General features: G+C 58.3%; 18 protein-coding genes. 13 read left to right on the top strand and 5 right to left on the bottom strand.

What is annotated here, in order from left to right; genetic code table 11:
- Nucleotides 1-13: 13 nt before the first annotated feature.
- Nucleotides 14-1,465, bottom strand: coding sequence for a M48 family metalloprotease (locus tag KI617_RS05630; protein ID WP_226451041.1), 1,452 nt, complete (start codon nucleotides 1,463-1,465; stop codon nucleotides 14-16).
- A gap of 112 nt (nucleotides 1,466-1,577) precedes the next feature.
- On the opposite strand from KI617_RS05630, the gene moaC reads away from it, so the two are divergent.
- From moaC to soxZ, 3 genes are read left to right on the top strand one after another with little or no spacing between them, the layout of a single operon-like run.
- Nucleotides 1,578-2,012 (top strand): cyclic pyranopterin monophosphate synthase MoaC, encoded by a 435-nt coding sequence (gene moaC, locus KI617_RS05625; RefSeq protein WP_404826812.1) that lies wholly within the window; start codon nucleotides 1,578-1,580, stop codon nucleotides 2,010-2,012.
- 15 nt (nucleotides 2,013-2,027) lie between these two features.
- Nucleotides 2,028-2,501: a thiosulfate oxidation carrier protein SoxY gene (gene soxY / locus KI617_RS05620; RefSeq protein WP_226451039.1), complete on the top strand. Its 474-nt coding sequence runs from the start codon at nucleotides 2,028-2,030 to the stop codon at nucleotides 2,499-2,501.
- A gap of 2 nt (nucleotides 2,502-2,503) precedes the next feature.
- The gene (soxZ, locus tag KI617_RS05615; protein WP_226451038.1) at nucleotides 2,504-2,815 is read left to right on the top strand and encodes a thiosulfate oxidation carrier complex protein SoxZ; all 312 of its coding nucleotides are present in this window, start codon (nucleotides 2,504-2,506) and stop codon (nucleotides 2,813-2,815) included.
- 71 nt (nucleotides 2,816-2,886) lie between these two features.
- Here the strand turns inward: soxZ and KI617_RS05610 are convergent, their stop codons facing one another.
- Nucleotides 2,887-3,090 carry a cold-shock protein gene (locus tag KI617_RS05610; RefSeq protein WP_041225119.1) on the bottom strand — a complete coding sequence of 68 codons (204 nt, stop codon included), beginning with the start codon at nucleotides 3,088-3,090 and terminating at the stop codon, nucleotides 2,887-2,889.
- A 273-nt stretch (nucleotides 3,091-3,363) separates the two neighbouring features.
- Here KI617_RS05610 and clpS point away from each other — a divergent pair, with 273 nt between their 5' ends.
- From clpS to rraA, 3 genes are all read left to right on the top strand, one after another.
- Nucleotides 3,364-3,672 (top strand): ATP-dependent Clp protease adapter ClpS, encoded by a 309-nt coding sequence (clpS, locus tag KI617_RS05605; RefSeq protein ID WP_226451037.1) that lies wholly within the window; start codon nucleotides 3,364-3,366, stop codon nucleotides 3,670-3,672.
- Nucleotides 3,672-5,933 (top strand): ATP-dependent Clp protease ATP-binding subunit ClpA, encoded by a 2,262-nt coding sequence (gene clpA / locus KI617_RS05600; protein ID WP_226451036.1) that lies wholly within the window; start codon nucleotides 3,672-3,674, stop codon nucleotides 5,931-5,933. The genes clpS and clpA overlap by 1 nt, the downstream gene beginning before the upstream one ends.
- A 65-nt stretch (nucleotides 5,934-5,998) precedes the next feature.
- On the top strand, nucleotides 5,999-6,490 hold the full coding sequence (gene rraA, locus KI617_RS05595) for a ribonuclease E activity regulator RraA (protein ID WP_226451035.1): 492 nt from the start codon (nucleotides 5,999-6,001) through the stop codon (nucleotides 6,488-6,490).
- A gap of 44 nt (nucleotides 6,491-6,534) precedes the next feature.
- Here rraA and KI617_RS05590 read toward each other — a convergent pair whose 3' ends face one another.
- Complete coding sequence (locus KI617_RS05590; RefSeq protein ID WP_226451034.1) at nucleotides 6,535-8,331, bottom strand: methyl-accepting chemotaxis protein; 1,797 nt, start codon at nucleotides 8,329-8,331, stop codon at nucleotides 6,535-6,537.
- Nucleotides 8,332-8,655: 324 nt separating this feature from the next.
- Between KI617_RS05590 and aceA the strand changes: the two genes are divergently transcribed.
- Nucleotides 8,656-9,954 carry an isocitrate lyase gene (gene aceA, locus KI617_RS05585; RefSeq protein ID WP_117608162.1) on the top strand — a complete coding sequence of 433 codons (1,299 nt, stop codon included), beginning with the start codon at nucleotides 8,656-8,658 and terminating at the stop codon, nucleotides 9,952-9,954.
- 160 nt (nucleotides 9,955-10,114) lie between these two features.
- Here the strand turns inward: aceA and KI617_RS05580 are convergent, their stop codons facing one another.
- Both KI617_RS05580 and KI617_RS05575 read right to left on the bottom strand, forming a co-directional pair.
- On the bottom strand, nucleotides 10,115-10,468 hold the full coding sequence (locus tag KI617_RS05580) for a YbaN family protein (protein WP_226451033.1): 354 nt from the start codon (nucleotides 10,466-10,468) through the stop codon (nucleotides 10,115-10,117).
- Between the two features lie 5 nt (nucleotides 10,469-10,473).
- Entirely contained in the window at nucleotides 10,474-11,376 is a 903-nt protein-coding gene (locus tag KI617_RS05575; RefSeq protein ID WP_226451032.1) for a LysR family transcriptional regulator, read from the bottom strand.
- Nucleotides 11,377-11,489: 113 nt separating this feature from the next.
- Here KI617_RS05575 and aceB point away from each other — a divergent pair, with 113 nt between their 5' ends.
- The 6 genes from aceB (at nucleotide 11,490) to KI617_RS05545 (ending at nucleotide 17,665) form a co-directional block, all read left to right on the top strand.
- Nucleotides 11,490-13,088, top strand: coding sequence for a malate synthase A (gene aceB, locus KI617_RS05570; protein ID WP_226451031.1), 1,599 nt, complete (start codon nucleotides 11,490-11,492; stop codon nucleotides 13,086-13,088).
- A 313-nt stretch (nucleotides 13,089-13,401) separates the two neighbouring features.
- The gene (locus tag KI617_RS05565) at nucleotides 13,402-14,508 is read left to right on the top strand and encodes an ATP-binding protein (protein ID WP_264180063.1); all 1,107 of its coding nucleotides are present in this window, start codon (nucleotides 13,402-13,404) and stop codon (nucleotides 14,506-14,508) included.
- 234 nt (nucleotides 14,509-14,742) lie between these two features.
- On the top strand, nucleotides 14,743-15,426 hold the full coding sequence (locus KI617_RS05560; protein ID WP_226451029.1) for a DUF3334 family protein: 684 nt from the start codon (nucleotides 14,743-14,745) through the stop codon (nucleotides 15,424-15,426).
- A gap of 121 nt (nucleotides 15,427-15,547) precedes the next feature.
- Complete coding sequence (locus tag KI617_RS05555) at nucleotides 15,548-16,486, top strand: nucleoside recognition domain-containing protein (protein ID WP_226451028.1); 939 nt, start codon at nucleotides 15,548-15,550, stop codon at nucleotides 16,484-16,486.
- 103 nt (nucleotides 16,487-16,589) lie between these two features.
- A complete protein-coding gene (locus KI617_RS05550; RefSeq protein WP_226451027.1) occupies nucleotides 16,590-16,949 on the top strand; it encodes a CidA/LrgA family protein in 360 nt (119 codons plus the stop codon).
- Nucleotides 16,946-17,665, top strand: coding sequence for an LrgB family protein (locus KI617_RS05545; RefSeq protein WP_226451026.1), 720 nt, complete (start codon nucleotides 16,946-16,948; stop codon nucleotides 17,663-17,665). Before KI617_RS05550 ends, KI617_RS05545 begins: the two co-directional genes overlap by 4 nt.
- Nucleotides 17,666-17,706 lie beyond the last annotated feature (41 nt).

Raw genomic sequence — 17,706 nt, 5'->3', positions numbered from 1 at the left:
ATCGATTTTACCCCTAAAACCCACGTTTTTCCTTGAGCTCCTCAATCTGCCGAAGCTTCAACTGACGCAGCCGGGCGTCAATCGAGGACATTTCATAGAAATTCGCATCTCCCGCCTTCTGGGCCAGTTGCAGTTGCTCAATTGCTCCGGCAGTCTGCCCCTGCAAGGCAAACACCTCGGAAAGGGCCAAATGCTGCATGGCCTTGCGGCCAAGACCGGCATAACTTTCGGCCCGCATCTTGTGTAGCCGAACATCTTCCGGGTAATTGCGCAGCTGATTTTCAGCAAAGCGCAGCGAATCGTCGAACCGTCTGGCACCAATCAAAGCCAGCCCATAGCCGTAGGACAAGCCCTGATTCAGCGGAAAACGAACCATTCCATCGCGATAGAAGCCCAGTCCGGCGGCGACATCTCCTTGAGCGATCTTCACGTCGGCCCTCAGGTGCTCCAGCATGGCGGCCGAAACCTTCAAACGGCGGACCGCATCGATTTCCTGTTCAGCCCGCCCCCAGTTACGCGCCCGAAAATGGGCAAACGCCAAGCCATAGCGAATTGCCGCTTCGGAGGCAAACTTCTTCTCGCGGAGCAGGTTTTCCAGATCCTTGATTGCATCATCCGGCCTGCCCTGCATGGCCCGGACCTTGGCACGGACCAACTGAAAATCGACGCTATCTGCGACCTGGCGATAAGGAACTGCCTGCTCGCGATTCTGCATATCGGTCAGGCGCTCGCCAGTCAGCGGGTGGGTGCGAAGATAGGCCGTTGCATTGTTCTCATACAGGCGCACGGTTTTTTGCAGGCGTTCGAAGAAAACCCCCATCCCGCGAACATCGAAGCCTGACTTGCGCAGGATGTCAAAACCCTGGCGGTCCGCTTCACGCTCAAAATCCCGGGAAAAAGCCAACTGGGCCGAAATCGCCCCGGCCTGCGTCGTCGCGATCGCCGCCCCGGCCACCTGACCACTCGAGCGCGCCGCCAACAACGCCAACGCCATGGCGACCATCGACGCCATGCCAATCTGTTTTGACTGAAACACCTGGCGCGCAATATGCCGCTGCGTCACGTGCGAAATTTCATGCCCGAGCACACCGGCGAGCTCTGACTCAGTTTGGGCCGAGGCAATCAGGCCGGTATGCACACCGATATAGCCGCCCGGCATGGCGAAGGCATTGATGTTTGAATCGTTGATCGGAAAAAAGTAGAAGCCGAAGCCAGGGTCGCTACTCACCGCGGCCAGACGCCCCCCCAACTGATTTAGGTAGGCCTCAATATCTGCATCATCCAGATAGGATGGCTCGCGCCAGCGGATTTCATGCATGATCTGCTGGCCAATTTTCTTCTCCGTACTCACGGACAAGTCGTTGCTCGCCACATCCCCCAATTCCGGTAATTCATCGGCGCGCAAAGGCTGCAAGGCCAGCGCACAGGCCAGGATAGCGGCGATGAATCGTTGGTTCAGAGGCATGGTGCTATGATATCGCAGCCACGAAAAACGCCATTCGGCGGATCGTAACCATTCGTAACTCCCCGTGAAAAACCAGAACCTGACTCATTTCGACAGCGCCGGCCAGGCGCACATGGTCGACGTCGGCAACAAGGCGGAAACCGCTCGCGTTGCCCGTGCCGCCGGCAGCATTTTCATGAAACCGGAAACGCTAGCCCTGATCCGCGCCGGCTCTGCCAAGAAAGGCGACGTCCTGGGCATTGCCCGCATCGCCGCCATTCAGGCGTCGAAACGCACCGGTGATCTGATCCCGCTTTGCCACCCGATCGCCTTGACCCGCGTCGCTGCAGAATTCTCCATCGATGAAGCCCAAAGCGCCGTGCATTGCGAAGTCACCGCCGAATGCTTCGGCCGGACCGGTGTCGAAATGGAAGCACTGACTGCAACCTCGGTCGGACTGCTCACCATTTACGACATGGCAAAAGCCGTTGACCGCGGCATGCGTATCGAAAACATTCGCCTGCTGGAAAAGACCGGCGGAAAATCCGGCCACTGGGTCGCCGAATAATTCTCACTGAACGACATGATCGAACTGCGCAGAAAATTTCTCAAAGGCGGCGCCTCGGCTGCCCTTCTCTCGCCACTGCTGGGTACGGGCTTGCTGATCCCGACCAGCGTGCTTGCTGCGGACTGGAACAAGAACGCGTTCTCCGCCCGCAACGTCAGCGAAGCACTGAAAGCCTACGGTAGCGCCAACGCGGCCGACTCGCGAGACATCACTATCAACGCTCCCGAAATTGCCGAAAACGGTGCCAAGGTTGAAGTGGAAATCAGCAGCAATATCGCCAACACGCGCAGCCTGGCGATATTTGCTGACAAGAACCCGATGCCAATGTGTTCGGCCATCGAATTTTCCGGCCCGGTACTTCCTTATGTCCGGGCGCAACTCAAACTCTCCGAAACCACGCGCATCAGGGCTGTGGCCAAGAACAGCGATGGGAAGTCCTACGTGGCTTTCCGCGAGATCAAGGTCACACTTGGCGGATGTGGGGGCTAACGATGGCAGACCAAATCAAGATTCGCGCCCAAAATCAAGGTGAAATCACCGACATCCGCATCCTGATGCAACATCCGATGGAAACCGGACAACGCAAGGACGACAAGGGTCAAACCTTGGCAATCAACTTCATCCAGACTTTTACGGTCAATTTGAATGGCAAGCCCATCATTGACGGACAGTTGAATACCTCGATCTCCAAGAATCCGCTATTCACCTTCAAGGCCCGCGGCATCAAAACCGGCGATAAATTGTCGGTCGCCTGGATCGACAACACAGGTGATCGGCGCCTGGACGAAATCACCGTCGCCTGATCAATTTCAGGCACCCCAAATAAAAAAAGCCCGCCTGAAACCAGGCGGGCTTTGATATTTTTATCCGGTGCTTAGGCGCTCTGGATGTTGGAAGCCTGCTTGCCCTTGGGGCCTTGCACGACATCGAAGGAAACCTTTTGACCTTCCTTCAGGGTCTTGAAACCATTCATGTTGATGGCGGAGAAATGTGCGAAAAGATCTTCGCTGCCATCATCAGGAGTGATAAAACCGAAACCCTTGGAATCATTGAACCACTTGACAGTACCGATTGCCATGTTTGCAACTTTCATACAAAAAACTAACAAATTTACGGGTCTCCCCGACTCCCTGTTTGAATCTAAATGCACTGGCGCACATGGCAACCTTTATGCAGCTTTAATTCAAACACAATGGCTTTCTACGCCCGTTGAATTATGTCGTCAACAAGTTTCGATGTCGCACTGCAGCAATACTCTGGCAACAAAATCGCCTGTGGTGATCTGGATATCCGGCATTTGACCCCCATATTTTGTATTGCAGAATGAGACGGACTGTATAGAATCGAACGCATGGCTACGAAGTATCAGGAAGGCGGACAGCTTGAGGCGCAGCGCAGCAGGCTGGGGCCGCCAAAGATGTACAAGGTGGTGTTGCTGAACGACGATTACACACCGATGGATTTCGTCATCACCGTTCTGCAGCGGTTTTTTTCTCTGGACACTGAACAAGCGACGCGAATCATGCTCAAAGTTCACAACGAAGGTCGTGGCGTATGCGGGATATTCCCGCGAGATATTGCTGCGACCAAAGTTGAACAAGTCTCTGCATTTGCCCGCCAGCACCAACACCCACTTGCCTGCATCATGGAGGAAAACTGATGATCGCCCAGGAACTCGAAGTCAGCCTGCACATGGCCTTCGTCGAGGCGCGCCAGAAGCGTCACGAATTCATCACTGTTGAACATCTCCTGCTGGCACTGATCGATAATCCCTCCGCCGCTGACGCACTGCGCGCCTGCGGGGCGAAACCCGACACCCTGCGCAAGGATTTGACCAACTTCATCGACGAGCACACGCCGACCGTCTCGGGCGAGGACGATATTGATACCCAGCCGACACTGGGCTTCCAGCGCGTCATCCAGCGCGCCATCCTGCACGTGCAGTCTTCCGGCAAAAAAGAAGTGAATGGCGCCAACGTGCTGGTCGCCATTTATGGCGAAAAGGATTCGCACGCCGTCTATTTCCTGCAAAAGCAGGGAGTCACCCGGCTGGATGTCGTGAATTTCATTTCGCATGGCATCAGCAAGGTTCCGCAGCAGCCAAAGGCCACCCAGGAAGGTGAGGTTGAAACCGAGGGAGAAAAGGCAGAAGCCGGCCCGCTGGAGCAATACACCATCAACCTCAATGCCTTGGCCATCCAGGGCAAGATCGACCCGTTGATTGGCCGCGACAAGGAACTGGAACGCGTTATCCAGACCCTGTGCCGTCGCCGCAAGAACAATCCGCTTCTGGTGGGCGAAGCCGGTGTCGGCAAGACTGCCATCGCCGAAGGCCTGGCTCGCAAGGTCGTTGAAGGCGAAGTCCCGGAAATTCTGGCGAAGGCCAACGTCTACGCGCTGGACATGGGGTCGCTGCTGGCCGGCACCAAGTACCGCGGTGACTTCGAGCAGCGCCTGAAGGGTGTTTTGAAGGCGTTGCAGGACAATCCGCACGCCATCCTGTTCATCGACGAAATCCATACCCTGATCGGTGCCGGCTCGGCTTCGGGCGGTACGCTGGATGCATCCAACCTGCTCAAGCCAGCCTTGTCGTCAGGGCAAATGAAATGTATCGGGGCGACCACCTACACCGAGTTCCGCGGCATCTTCGAGAAGGACAGCGCCCTGTCCCGCCGCTTCCAGAAGATCGATGTCAATGAGCCGTCAGTCGCCGAAACCGTGGAAATCCTCAAGGGTCTGAAAGCCCGTTTCGAGGCGCACCATGGCATCAAGTACTCGGCGACGGCCATTTCGTCTGCAGCCGAACTGTCGGCACGCTATATCACCGACCGCCACCTGCCGGACAAGGCCATTGATGTCATCGACGAGGCGGGTGCTGCCCAGCGCATCCTGCCGAAGTCGAAGCAGAAGAAGGTGATCAACAAAACGGACATCGAGGAGATTGTCGCCAAGATCGCGCGCATCCCGTCGCAGCATGTGACGCTTGATGATCGCGGCGCACTGAAAAATCTCGACCGCGACCTGAAGGCCGTCGTCTTCGGCCAGGAGAAAGCGATCGATGCGCTGGCCAAGGCGATCAAGATGGCCCGTTCCGGGCTCGGCAATCCCGGCAAGCCGATCGGCTCCTTCCTGTTCAGCGGCCCGACCGGTGTCGGCAAGACAGAAGTCGCCAAGCAACTGGCCTACTGCCTTGGTATCGAACTGCAGCGCTTCGATATGTCCGAATACATGGAGCGTCATGCCGTTTCACGGTTGATCGGCGCCCCGCCGGGCTATGTCGGTTTTGACCAGGGGGGTCTGCTGACTGAAGCGGTGACGAAGAAGCCATACTGTGTGCTGCTGCTCGACGAAATCGAGAAAGCTCACCCTGACATCTTCAATATTCTGCTGCAGGTCATGGATCACGGCACGCTGACCGATAACAACGGTCGCAAGGCGGATTTCCGCAATGTGGTGATCATCATGACCACCAACGCGGGTGCGGCCGACCTGCAAAAATCGAGCATGGGTTTCACCGCCAACAAGCAGACCGGTGACGAGATGGCCGAGATCAAGCGTCTGTTCACGCCGGAGTTCCGTAACCGGCTGGATGCGACGATCTCGTTTGCACCGCTTGATCATGAGGTCATCCTGCGCGTCGTCGACAAGTTCCTGATGCAGCTTGAAGAACAACTGCATGAGAAGAAAGTCGAGGCGCACTTCAGTGAGTCAGTGAAGAAAATGCTGGCCGAGAAGGGCTTTGATCCCCTGATGGGCGCCCGTCCGATGGCACGCCTGATTCAGGACACCATCCGCTCGGCCCTGGCTGACGAACTGCTGTTTGGCAAGCTGTCGAACGGCGGACGAGTCACCGTCGACCTCGACAAGGACGGCAAGATCAGACTCGATTTCGAGGAAGAAAAGACCGAAGTCGTCGTCTGAACGATTGCCATCCACCCCAAAAGCCGTGCAAGATTGCACGGCTTTTTTATTTCAAGGATTCCAGCATGACCTTCAAGACCCCTGACCTTTGTGATGAATTCGAATCCGAACTCGGAAAGACCGTTCGTGTCGTTGCCCCGATGTTCCAGCGTTACGGCGGCCGCACCAGCTTCTCCGGCCAGATCGTCACGCTGAAGATTTTCGAGGACAACTCGCTGGTCCGCGAAGTTTTCGGCGAAGACGGCAAGGGCAAGGTACTGGTCATTGATGGTGGCGGCTCGCTGCGTTGCGCCCTGGTCGGCGACCAGCTGGCCATCCTGGCCAACAAGAATGGCTGGGAAGGCGTGGTGGTTTATGGCTGCATCCGCGACTCTGGCGATATCACCGGCATCGACATCGGCGTTCGCGCCCTCAACACCCATCCGCAGAAGACGCTCAAGAAGGGCGTTGGCGACAAGAACGTCGCTGTCACCTTCGGCGGGGTCACTTTCAATCCGGGCGAATACCTCTACGCCGACGAAGACGGCGTCCTTGTTTCAGGCAAATCCCTGACCTAAAAAACAAAACCGGGGAATTCCCCGGTTTTTTGTCTCTGCGGCGATTAGCCCTGCAGCAACACCGCACTTTCGCAGCCCACCCTGACCGCCCCCCAGTGCCGCCCGGCGACCATGATCGGCATGTTGATCTCGGAGAGTATTTCTCCAGTATCACGGGCGTAAGTCTGGACCAGCAACGGCAGGGTATTTTTTGCGCCACGCTGCCCGGTGACATCATCCCAGATACGTCGGGTCCGGTTACCGACCAAATCTGACTCGTAATTGCCGGTCAGCGGACGTGAATGCTTCTGGTTGTGGATGGCGCCATAGCCACGCGTATCGATGATCAGGGCGTACGCGCCGCCCTGCAGTCCGGCCAGCGCGCTCTCCAGAATCGGCTGGATCTGCTGCTCGAAGGCCCGGCAATAGCTGACTTCATATTTCTGGGGATTGGTTCTTGGCTGCGGCTGATAATTCTGGTCCCAGACGTTGATGCCCTCGTTGGCCAATTGCTCAAGGTGCAGCTGGATCGCATCGCGGAAATTGCGTGCCTGGTCGACGTTGTAGTCGAAAGCACCACGCCCGATCTTGAAGCGAGAAACCAGTTCCTGAACACTTTCTGTCGCCCGACTCAGGGTCTGCGCCGATTCCTCAGAAGCCTTCATGCTCCCTGAAACCTCAAGCGACAAGTCATGGACCTGGGTTACGGCCTCATGCACCTGACCATTGGTTGCGGTGAGTTGTTCCATTGCTGCGGCAATCTGATTCAACTGGTCGCCAGTCCGCTCAAAATCGCCAACCATGCGCTGGAATTCAGTTGAAGAGCGCTCAACCACAACGCGCGTCTGCTTGATGTCGTGATTGATGCTCTCGTTTTCGCTCTGTGTTTCACGAACCAGCGAGATCATGCCCCCGATATTCTCGCCGATCTCCTGCGTCGCGACATTCACCCGCTCGGCCAGCTTGCGCACCTCGTCGGCCACCACCGCGAAACCACGCCCCATCTCGCCGGCCCGCGCCGCCTCGATCGCTGCATTCAGGGCCAGCAGGTTGGTCTGGTCGGCGATATCCTTGATCAGCCCGGCAATCTGCCGGATGCTGTCAGAGCGCTGCGCGAGATGATCAACCGTCGCGTTGAAAGTCGACAGCTTGTCGCTGACCAGATGGACCTTGCTGACGATTTCATGCATTTCGTTCAGTGACAAGCGTGCAGTCGCCAGGTTGGCATCGGTGGAATGGGAAATCAGCTCCGTTGAACTCGACACCTCCTGAATAGCCTGCATCGCCTCGGTGCTGGCGCCAAAAACCGCACTGGCAATGTCACCCTGCCGGCCTGCACGCTCTGCCGTCGACGCGACTGTTCTCTTCACCACGACTGCCTCGCGGGCGATGTTGACGCTCATCTTGCGGACTTCGCTGATGATTTCCCGCATCTTGTCGGCGAAGCGGTTATAGGCCTCAGCCAGCGTGCGCAACTCATCATGGGTAATGGTCGGCAGATTCCGCGAAAAGTCGCCCTCCCCCCGGCCGATTTCATCGAAGATCGTTGAGATCATGCGGACTGGGCGAAGAATCAGGTAGCGGATATAAACGATCTGCAACACGTTCCAGCACAGGGCAACAGCCGTCAACGCAATCATCAGCAGCAAGCCCTGATCCAAACTATCCGAAACCCGTTGCAATACCTCTTTTGCCACACCCGCCTTGCCGATTTCGGCAGCAATCACACCCTTCTGGTGGATATAAATTCCAAGATAGCCGACGTCGATGAAGAAGAGCAGCAGAAAGCTCATCAGCTTCTTGGTCAGAGAATTCCAGAAGGTCCGCTCATTCCAGTCGTAAAGTTTTCGAATAATTTCCATTTTACGCGCCAAAAATTACAAAATTTGTCGAATTCAATACCTCTTCTTGACTAGCGTCAATAAGAGGAAATACTTAAGGCGCAGGGCAAGCCGAAAATTCAAGGCAGAAAAAATGGTGCATTGCATTTCACAAACACGAACAGCGTTTTGCATCGTGAAATTCTAAGCCTAACACACTGATTTAAAGAATAAAAATATTGTCTTATGTCTTATATAAGACTATTGCTGCCCTGCAAAAAAATAACTATACTTTCCCCCATCGACGCTGCACCATAAGCACCCGGTTCAACGCCGTTCCCTAACCAAATCTCTGAGGAATTCACAATGAGCACTCGCGAACAGCAAATCGCCGCCCTCGAAAAAGACTGGGCTGAAAACCCCCGCTGGAAGGGCATCAAGCGCGGCTACTCCGCTGCTGATGTCGTCCGTCTGCGCGGTTCTTTCCAGGTTGAGCACACCCTGGCCCGCCGTGGCGCCGAAAAGCTGTGGGATCTGGTCAACAATACCCCCTACGTCAACTGCCTGGGCGCCCTGACCGGCGGCCAAGCCGTTCAGCAAGCCAAGGCTGGCATCAAGGCCATCTACCTGTCCGGCTGGCAAGTTGCTGCCGACAACAACGAATACGCTGCCATGTACCCGGACCAGTCCCTGTACCCGGTTGACTCCGTGCCGAAGGTTGTCGAGCGCATCAACAATGCCTTCAACCGCGCCGACGAAATCCAGTGGTCCAAGAACATCAACGCCGGCGATGCTGGTCACGTTGAATACCACCTGCCGATCGTCGCTGACGCTGAAGCCGGTTTCGGCGGCGTGCTGAACGCCTACGAACTGATGAAGGCCATGATCCGCGCCGGCGCTGCCGGCGTGCATTGGGAAGACCAACTGGCTTCCGTCAAGAAGTGCGGCCACATGGGCGGCAAGGTTCTGGTTCCGACCACCGAAGCCATCCAGAAGCTGATCGCTGCCCGTATGGCTGCTGACGTCTATGGCGTGCCGACCCTGGTCATCGCCCGTACCGATGCCGAAGCTGCTGACCTGCTGACCTCTGACTACGACGAGAACGACAAGCCGTTCCTGACTGGCGAGCGTACTGCCGAAGGCTTCTACAAGACCAAGAAGGGTCTGGACCAGGCCATCTCCCGCGCTATCGCTTACGCTGACTACGCCGATCTGGTGTGGTGCGAAACCGGCACGCCGGATCTGGAATTTGCCCGCAAGTTCGCCGAAGCCGTGCATAAGGTTCACCCGGGCAAGATGCTGGCCTACAACTGTTCGCCTTCCTTCAACTGGAAGAAGAACCTGGACGACGCCACCATCGCCAAGTTCCAGAAGGAACTGGGCGCCATGGGCTACAAGTACCAGTTCATCACCCTGGCTGGCATCCACAACATGTGGTACCACATGTTCGACCTGGCCCAGGACTACGCAAAGCGCGGCATGTCTGCCTACGTCGAGAAGGTTCAGGAGCCGGAATTCGCTGCTCGCGACCGTGGCTACACCTTCGTTTCGCACCAGCAGGAAGTCGGCACCGGCTACTTCGACGACGTCACCACCGTGATCCAGGGCGGCAAGTCCTCCGTCACCGCGCTGACCGGCTCGACCGAAGAAGAACAGTTCCACTAAGAACTGACCGCTTAAGCTTGCTGCCTTACCTGGCAGCAATAAAGGCCGGCTCCCACAAGGGGCCGGCCTTTTTCATTTCAGCGAAGCGGCTTCCACGACCATAAAAACAAAGACTGGCCCCAGGGGCAATCGGAAAACATGAGCAAAATTGAAATGCCGCTCAAACCGAAGGCCGCGACCACATCCAGCTTAAGACCGCGATAGCAAAAACCAGCGGCACGTAGCTCCACGGCTCCGGCAGACCGAACCAGCCGCCGATGGCACTGATGGCCATCAGGACTGTCGCCAGCCGCTTGGCGAAGAGCGGAATGGCGCCATGGTCGCGCCAGGCCCGGATGGCTGGCCCGGCCATCGGATGCGCCAGTAGCCGGGCTTCCCATTCGGGATGTGAGCGGGCGAAGAAATAGGCGGCGAGGATCAGGAAAGGGGTTGTCGGCAACAAAGGTAGCACCGCGCCGATGACGCCGAGCACGACACAAAGAATACCGAGGCCACGATAGACAGGGGTTTTCATGGCGCTCAGCGCAATTCCCAATAGCTCGGCCGGCTGTAGGTTTCCTTCAGCAGGTCGATAAAAAGCCTGACCCGCAGCGGCAGGTGGCGGCGTTGCGGAAAGACGGCGTAGATGCCCATCGGTGGCGCTTGCCAGGCATCGAGCACCGAGGTCAGCCGACCTTCTTTCAGATCCTGGCCAACCTCCCACAGCGAGCGCCAGGCTAGGCCACGGCCGGCCAGGGCCCATTCGCGCAGTACCGCGCCATCATTGCATTCGAATGTGCCGTTCACTTTCAAGGTATGAACCTCCCCGCTTGCCGGGTCGCGGAATAACCAGCCGCGCTGCTGGCCCAGCGACAGACAGTTGTGCCCGGACAGATCGACCGGTTCGCGCGGCACGCCGTGGGCAACCAGATAGGCCGGACTGGCAACGACCATGCGCCGCATTTCACCGAGACGGACGCTGACCAGGCTGGAATCGGTCAGTTCGCCAATGCGGATGGCGCAGTCGATGTTCTCATTGACCAGATCGACCAGCCGGTCACTGAGGTTCAGATTGACCCGGACTTCCGGGTTGGCCAGCATGAAATCGCCGACCAGCGGCGCGACATGCTGCCGCCCGAAACCGGAAGGTGCCGAGACCCGCAACTGGCCGCTGGCCCGCACGCTACCGAGCGATACCGCCGCCTCGGCATTGGCCAGATCGTTCAGGGTCTTCTGGCAATCTTCGAGAAAGGCCTGCCCCTCGAAAGTGATGGTCAGCTTGCGCGTGGTGCGCAGCAATAATTTGACCCCCAGACGCGTTTCCAGTGCGTCGAGCCGACGGCCGATGATGGCCGGCGTGACGCCCTCGACGCGCGCCGCCGCCGAGAGACTGCCCCGAGTAGCGGCCAAAACGAAGGCTTCGATCTGTTTTAGGCGGTCCATTTCATACTTTAAGTAAAAGATGAATTGATTCTATCCGGCTTTCAAGTCTTATAGAAGAGTCATAGAATTCGCTGCAGCGCAACATCCATTCATCCTTCACTCAGGAGTTCTCCATGGCCCTCAACCTTCCGCAAGGCGTGCAAATCACCGGCGAAATCAAGCCGGGTTACGAAACCATTCTCACCCACGACGCGCTGGCCCTGGTTGCCAAGCTGCACCGTGCCTTCGAAGGCCGTCGCCAGGAACTGCTGAAGGCCCGCGTCGAGCGCCAGGCGCGCATCGATGCCGGCGAAATGCCGGATTTCCTGCCGGAAACCAAGGCAATCCGTGAAGGCGACTGGAAGGTCGCCCCGGTGCCGGCCGCCCTGCAATGCCGCCGCGTCGAAATCACCGGTCCGGTTGAAGCCAAGATGATCATCAACGCCTTCAACTCGGGCGCTGATTCCTACATGACTGACTTCGAGGACTCCAACTCGCCAAACTGGGAAAACCAGATCGTCGGCCAGATGAACCTCTACAAGGCCATCCGCCGCGAACTGTCGTTCAAGAACGAAAACGGCAAGGAATACAAGCTGAACGACAAGATCGCCACCCTGCAGATCCGCCCGCGCGGCTGGCACCTCGACGAAAAGCACATGCTGGTCGATGGTCAGCGCGTGTCCGGCGGCTTGTTCGACTTCGGCCTGGTCTTCTTCCATAACGCCAAGGAACAAATCGCCCGCGGTGCTGGCCCGTTCTACTACCTGCCGAAGATGGAAAGCCACCTCGAAGCCCGCCTGTGGAACGATGCCTTCGTGATGGCCCAGGACCACTGCGGCATCCCGCAGGGCACCATCAAGGCCACCGTGCTGATCGAAACCATCCTCGCCACGTTCGAGATGGAAGAAATCCTCTACGAACTGCGCAACCACTCCGCCGGCCTGAACGCCGGTCGCTGGGACTACATCTTTTCCTGCATCAAGAAGTTCAAGAAGAACAAGGACTTCTGCCTGGCCCAGCGCAGCGCCATCACCATGGAAGTGCCGTTCATGCGCGGCTACGCTCTCGCTTTGGTGCAGGCTTGCCACAAGCGCGGCGCGCCGGCCATGGGAGGCATGTCGGCCCTGATCCCGATCAAGAACGACCCGGTCGCCAACGAAAAGGCACTGGCCGGCATCCGTCACGACAAGACCCGCGACGCCAACGACGGTTTCGACGGCGGCTGGGTGGCTCACCCGGGCCTCGTGCCGATCGCCATGGAAGAGTTCGTCAAGGTGCTCGGCGACAAGCCGAACCAGTTCGAGAAGCAGGTTGAAGGCAAGTTCGGCCCCGAGCAGTGGCTCGACTTCCGCCCGACCACCCCGATCACCGAAGCCGGCCTGCGCAACAACATCAACGTCGGTATTCACTACCTCGGTTCCTGGCTGGCCGGCAACGGCTGCGTGCCCATCCACAACCTGATGGAAGACGCCGCCACCGCCGAAATCTCCCGCTCACAAGTCTGGCAGTGGGTGGTTTCGCCGAAGGGCATCCTCGACGACGGCCGCAAGGTCACCGTCGAAATGGTCCGCCCGATGATCGCCGAGGAACTAGTCAAGGTGAAGGCATTCGTCGCCGCCCAGGGCGAAGACACCGCCAGCTACGACCAGGCCGCCGTCATCTTCGACGAAATGTCGCTGACCCCGGAATACCCGGAATTCCTGACCCTGCCGCTGTACGAAGCAATGGCCTAAGCGGCAACGGAAACAAAGGCAACACCAAAGCGCCGGGACATCCCGGCGCTTTTTATTTGAGCAAAATACACAAGCGGCGCCAGGTTCGCCGTTCGCAAAATACGAACTTCTACGACCATAGAGACAACAACTAACCCACTTCCAACCGGAAATCTCGGACGAAACTGAAATCCGGCGTACCTTGAAAAATATCAACACCCACCCCGACAAATCTATACAATTCAATCAACAGGTTGATCAAATTGTATAGATGCTGACTCGCTCAATTACTCCGACGCTCCTGCGGCTGGCCGCCAGCTTTCCCGTAGTGGCCATGACTGGCCCACGCCAGTCAGGCAAAACAACACTTGCCCGCGCTCAGTTTGCCGACAAGCCTTACGTCAGCTTGGAAGACCCAATCGAGCGTGCCTTTGCCAACGAAGACCCGCGCGGTTTTCTCGCCCGATTCACCCAAGGTGCTGTATTCGACGAAGCCCAGCGCTGGCCCGATCTTTTCTCGCACCTGCAAGGCATGGTTGATGTAGATCGTCGGCCCGGCCGCTTCATTCTCACCGGCTCACAACAATTTGGCCTGATTGCCGGTGTCACCCAATCACTCGCCGGCCGGGTCGGCATGACCCGCCTTCTGCCACTCGCTGCAACTGAAATTCCCGGTATCAAAGAGCGCCAGCTCTCTCTGGATGGCCTCATGCTCAAAGGTGGCTACCCGGCGCTACACACCCAATCGGTCGAGCCAGCAGACTGGTTCGCCAGCTACATCGCCACCTATGTCGAGCGTGACGTCCGGCAAGTCCTCAACATCCAGAGCCTCCCCACCTTCCACCGCTTCCTGCGGCTCTGTGCCGGACGCACGGGGCAACTGCTCAATATCTCTGCGCTGGCCGGCGAAGCCGGCATTACCGCCAACACGGCCAAGAGCTGGCTCGCCGTACTCGAATCCAGCGATCTCATCCACCTGCTGCCGCCCTACTTCCGGAACTTCGGCAAGCGCCTTGTAAAAATGCCTAAGCTGTATTTCCTCGACACTGGCCTTGCCTGCTGGCTGCTTGGCATACGCAACGAAGACATACTCGCCCTGCACCCCCTGCGTGGCGCACTTTTTGAAAACTGGGTTGTCAGCGAATTCATTAAGGCTCGTTATAACCGCGGCCAACCTACTGACCTCTATTTCTGGCGCGACAATAACGGGATGGAAGCAGACCTGATTTTTGAGCAAGACAACCGCCTGCAAATGGTCGAAATCAAGTCCGGGCAAACCGTCACCAGCGACACAATCCGTGCCGGCCAACGCGCCACCCGCATGGCCGAGGACGAAGCTCTAACGCCCTGGCTGATTTATGGTGGCGACGAAAGCCATGAACGCAGCGGCGTAAAAATTTTCGGCTGGCGAGAAATACCTGCAGACATAGGAAGCGCGTGAATTTTCAAAACTTGACGGCTATGCTCAACCGCAAAAATGCCCCAATAAAACTGCCTGAGCCGTGCAAAATTCTCGCCTTGCCTGTCGGTAAATTCAAACGCGGCGGATTTCGCCTCCGTCAGCTATTTGCGCAATTTCGATAAAAGAAAAACAATGAAAGCGGCAAAAACGCCGCTGCCCCGGAACTCTGTGATACATATCGGTATTCGTTTATGTCTGGACCATCGCGAAACCATGAGCATGCAAGAAGCCCCCGCCGTCTTCGGTACCGAAGACATTCTGCGCAGCCTGTGCAATTCAGTCACCAAGGTTCTGAGCATTGCCACCCAGAGCAACATCCACTATTCCGGCATGGTCCAGCGCATCACCAAGACCTGCCTGAAGCCGGACATCGGCTGCTTCGTGCTGTTCGATGGCGGTTTCTCCGGGCTGGTCGTGATCAACTTCTCGGCCCAGGCGGCGATGGAGCTCTACGAGAGCTACATGCTGCACATGGGCATGGCCAAGAATGAACTGGCCAGTTCCCACACGGCGGATGAAGTCAGCAACGTGATGGGCGAACTAATGAACCAGATCGTCGGCGACTTCACCGGTACGGTGGCGCGCGAACTGCAAACCCATATCACCCAGAACCAGCCGAAGATGCTGGTCATCAACAAGCAGGTGATGCTCAGCGTCGACACCAATCTCGACCAGCCGGAAGCCCGCCGCGTCACCTTCTTCACGGGTCGCAACAACATTTTCTATCTCGAACTGGCCATTGATCGGACCGAGTTCATCAAGCTGAATGATTTCGAGGCTCGTGAGGCACCGGATCCCGATGAATTGATCGCTCAGGCCAACGCAGCGCCAGCATCTGCGCCCATGCCGACACCGTCAGACGAGCACGACGAACTGCTCAAGTCGCTGGGCATGTAAGGAATACCGGGCTGCCTCGTCAGCCCGCCGAAATGCTTGCCGCGAGCAGTCCTCGTTGGCAATGGGGGGAAGCCCGTCAGCCGGACAGTTCCCCCGAACGCATTCTGGAATCAGCAGAACCATGGAAATCCTGATCGACATCATCCTCAAGGCCGGCCGCTCGGCGGTCGAGCTTTCGCTGTTTGTGCTGCTGCCGGTGATGGTGGTCATGCTGTCGCTGATGCGCCTGCTCGAAGCGCGCGGCGCGCTGGATCGGGTCGTCGCGCTGCTCGCTCCCCTGCTGCGCCCCTTCGGGCTGACCGGCCTCGGCGTCTTCGCCGCCCTGCAAATCAACTTCGTCAGCTTCGCCGCGCCGATGGCGACGCTGACCATGATGGAGCAACGCGGCACCTCGGATCGCCACCTCGCTGCCACGCTGGCCATGGTCTTTGCCATGGCCCAGGCCAACGCCGCCTTTCCGATGCTGACCATGGGCCTGCAATTCGGCCCAACCCTGATCTTTTCGGTACTCGGCGGACTGGCGGCGGCAGCAGCCACCTATTACCTGTTCGGCCGCCACCTATCTGCCGACGAAGCACAACTCGATGAAACCCTGCACCACCCGGTTGCCGAGAGCGCCAAGGGCGTACTCGACGTGATCAACCGGGCCGGCGCCGAGGCCTTCAAGATCGCCGTCGGCGCCATCCCGATGCTGGTGCTGTCGCTGGTCGCCGTCACCGCCCTCAAGCGTTTCGGCGCCATTGACCTGATCACCCTATGGCTGACGCCCCTGCTGGCACTGGCCGGCATTGACCCGATCCTGATCCTGCCGGCGCTGACCAAATATCTGGCCGGCGGCACGGCGATGATGGGCGTCATGGACGACATGCGCCGGGCCGGCCAGGTCAGTGTCGAATTGCTCAATGCCAGCGCCGGCTTCCTGATTTCACCGTTCGACCTGCCCGGCGTTGCCGTGCTGATCTCCGCCGGCCGTCGTGTCGCTGCCGTCTGGAAACCGGCTGCCATCGGTGCCTGCGTCGGCATTGCCCTGCGCACACTCGGGCACGCGCTGCTCGCCTGAGCGCCAATCGATACTATTAATAAAAAATCCATAGACGTTTTGCCATCTATTGCAGACCAGCGCTAAGCAATAGACTTCAGGTCTGTTCTCTGGAGGCTTGCCCATGCTGTCCGCACTCACCCAACTGCTCATCTTTCAACTGGCTGGCGAGGTCATCGCCCGCGGCCTGGCCCTGCCGGTTCCCGGCCCGGTGCTCGGCATGCTCTTCCTGTTCATCGCACTGATGCTGCGCGGCGGCCCGGAACGCGAACTTCAGACAACCAGCCAGAACCTGCTGCAACACCTGTCCCTGCTGTTCGTGCCGGCTGGCACCGGCATCATGGTGCATCTGCACCGGGTGGCCGACGAATGGCTGCCGCTCGTACTGTCGCTGCTGATCAGCACGCTGGCCACGCTGGTCGTCACCGCGCTGGTGATGAAACTCTGTCAGCGCACGCCGGCCGGCACGGGAGAAGCGCAATGACTCAGGACATCACCCAGATCTGGATCTATCTCTCGGCCTCGCCGCTGCTCGGGCTGACCATCACCCTGCTCGCCTATCAGGGCGCTTTCTGGCTATACCAGCGCTCCGGCAACAACCCGCTGGCCAACCCGGTACTGATCGCGGTACTGGTTCTCGTCCTGTTTCTGACCCTGACCGGAACCAGCTACGAAACCTACTTCGCCGGTGCCCAGTTCGTACATTTTCTGCTCGGCCCGGCCACCGTGGCGCTGGCCATCCCGCTCTACACCCAGTTCAAGCGGGTGCGTTCGATGCTGCTGCCGGTCGTTGCCGGCCTGTTCGCCGGCAGCCTGACGGCCATCATCTCGGCCGTCGTGGTGGCTCGCCTGCTCGGCGCCAGCATGTCGACGCAACTGTCGCTCGCCCCCAAGTCGGTCACCACGCCGATTGCCATGGGCATTGCCGAGCGGATCGGCGGCATACCGTCGCTGACGGCGGTGCTGGTCATTGTCACTGGCATACTCGGCGCGGTTGGTGCACGCTATGTTTTCGATGCCATCAAGGTACGCGACCCGGCCATCCGCGGCTTCGCGATCGGTGTTGCCTCGCATGGCATCGGCACCGCCCGGGCCTTTCAGGTCAATGAACAGAGCGGCGCCTTTGCCGCGCTGGCCATGGGCATGAACGCGGTGGTCACGGCCGTCTGCCTGCCCATTCTTCTGCCGCTGTTGCGTTAAAAATCCGCCTTTGGCTTGAGTCGGCATCAAGCCCGTGCAGC

This window comes from Ferribacterium limneticum (assembly GCF_020510625.1).
In the GTDB taxonomy this organism is placed as follows: domain Bacteria; phylum Pseudomonadota; class Gammaproteobacteria; order Burkholderiales; family Rhodocyclaceae; genus Azonexus; species Azonexus limneticus_A.
This window is presented reverse-complemented; position numbering and strand designations above follow the sequence as displayed.

Bases quoted from the DNA above. Each gene is read 5' to 3' on its own strand.
- KI617_RS05565 (WP_264180063.1), top strand. From the start codon at position 13,402: ATGACTGGCCCACGCCAGTCAGGCAAAACAACACTTGCCCGCGCTCAG.
- KI617_RS05590 (WP_226451034.1), bottom strand. From the start codon at position 8,331: ATGGAAATTATTCGAAAACTTTACGACTGGAATGAGCGGACCTTCTGG.
- clpS (WP_226451037.1), top strand. From the start codon at position 3,364: ATGGCTACGAAGTATCAGGAAGGCGGACAGCTTGAGGCGCAGCGCAGC.
- KI617_RS05580 (WP_226451033.1), bottom strand. From the start codon at position 10,468: ATGAAAACCCCTGTCTATCGTGGCCTCGGTATTCTTTGTGTCGTGCTC.
- KI617_RS05550 (WP_226451027.1), top strand. From the start codon at position 16,590: ATGCTGTCCGCACTCACCCAACTGCTCATCTTTCAACTGGCTGGCGAG.
- aceB (WP_226451031.1), top strand. From the start codon at position 11,490: ATGGCCCTCAACCTTCCGCAAGGCGTGCAAATCACCGGCGAAATCAAG.
- rraA (WP_226451035.1), top strand. From the start codon at position 5,999: ATGACCTTCAAGACCCCTGACCTTTGTGATGAATTCGAATCCGAACTC.
- aceA (WP_117608162.1), top strand. From the start codon at position 8,656: ATGAGCACTCGCGAACAGCAAATCGCCGCCCTCGAAAAAGACTGGGCT.
- moaC (WP_404826812.1), top strand. From the start codon at position 1,578: ATGGTCGACGTCGGCAACAAGGCGGAAACCGCTCGCGTTGCCCGTGCC.
- KI617_RS05560 (WP_226451029.1), top strand. From the start codon at position 14,743: ATGAGCATGCAAGAAGCCCCCGCCGTCTTCGGTACCGAAGACATTCTG.
- KI617_RS05630 (WP_226451041.1), bottom strand. From the start codon at position 1,465: ATGCCTCTGAACCAACGATTCATCGCCGCTATCCTGGCCTGTGCGCTG.
- KI617_RS05610 (WP_041225119.1), bottom strand. From the start codon at position 3,090: ATGGCAATCGGTACTGTCAAGTGGTTCAATGATTCCAAGGGTTTCGGT.
- soxY (WP_226451039.1), top strand. From the start codon at position 2,028: ATGATCGAACTGCGCAGAAAATTTCTCAAAGGCGGCGCCTCGGCTGCC.
- clpA (WP_226451036.1), top strand. From the start codon at position 3,672: ATGATCGCCCAGGAACTCGAAGTCAGCCTGCACATGGCCTTCGTCGAG.
- KI617_RS05555 (WP_226451028.1), top strand. From the start codon at position 15,548: ATGGAAATCCTGATCGACATCATCCTCAAGGCCGGCCGCTCGGCGGTC.
- soxZ (WP_226451038.1), top strand. From the start codon at position 2,504: ATGGCAGACCAAATCAAGATTCGCGCCCAAAATCAAGGTGAAATCACC.
- KI617_RS05575 (WP_226451032.1), bottom strand. From the start codon at position 11,376: ATGGACCGCCTAAAACAGATCGAAGCCTTCGTTTTGGCCGCTACTCGG.
- KI617_RS05545 (WP_226451026.1), top strand. From the start codon at position 16,946: ATGACTCAGGACATCACCCAGATCTGGATCTATCTCTCGGCCTCGCCG.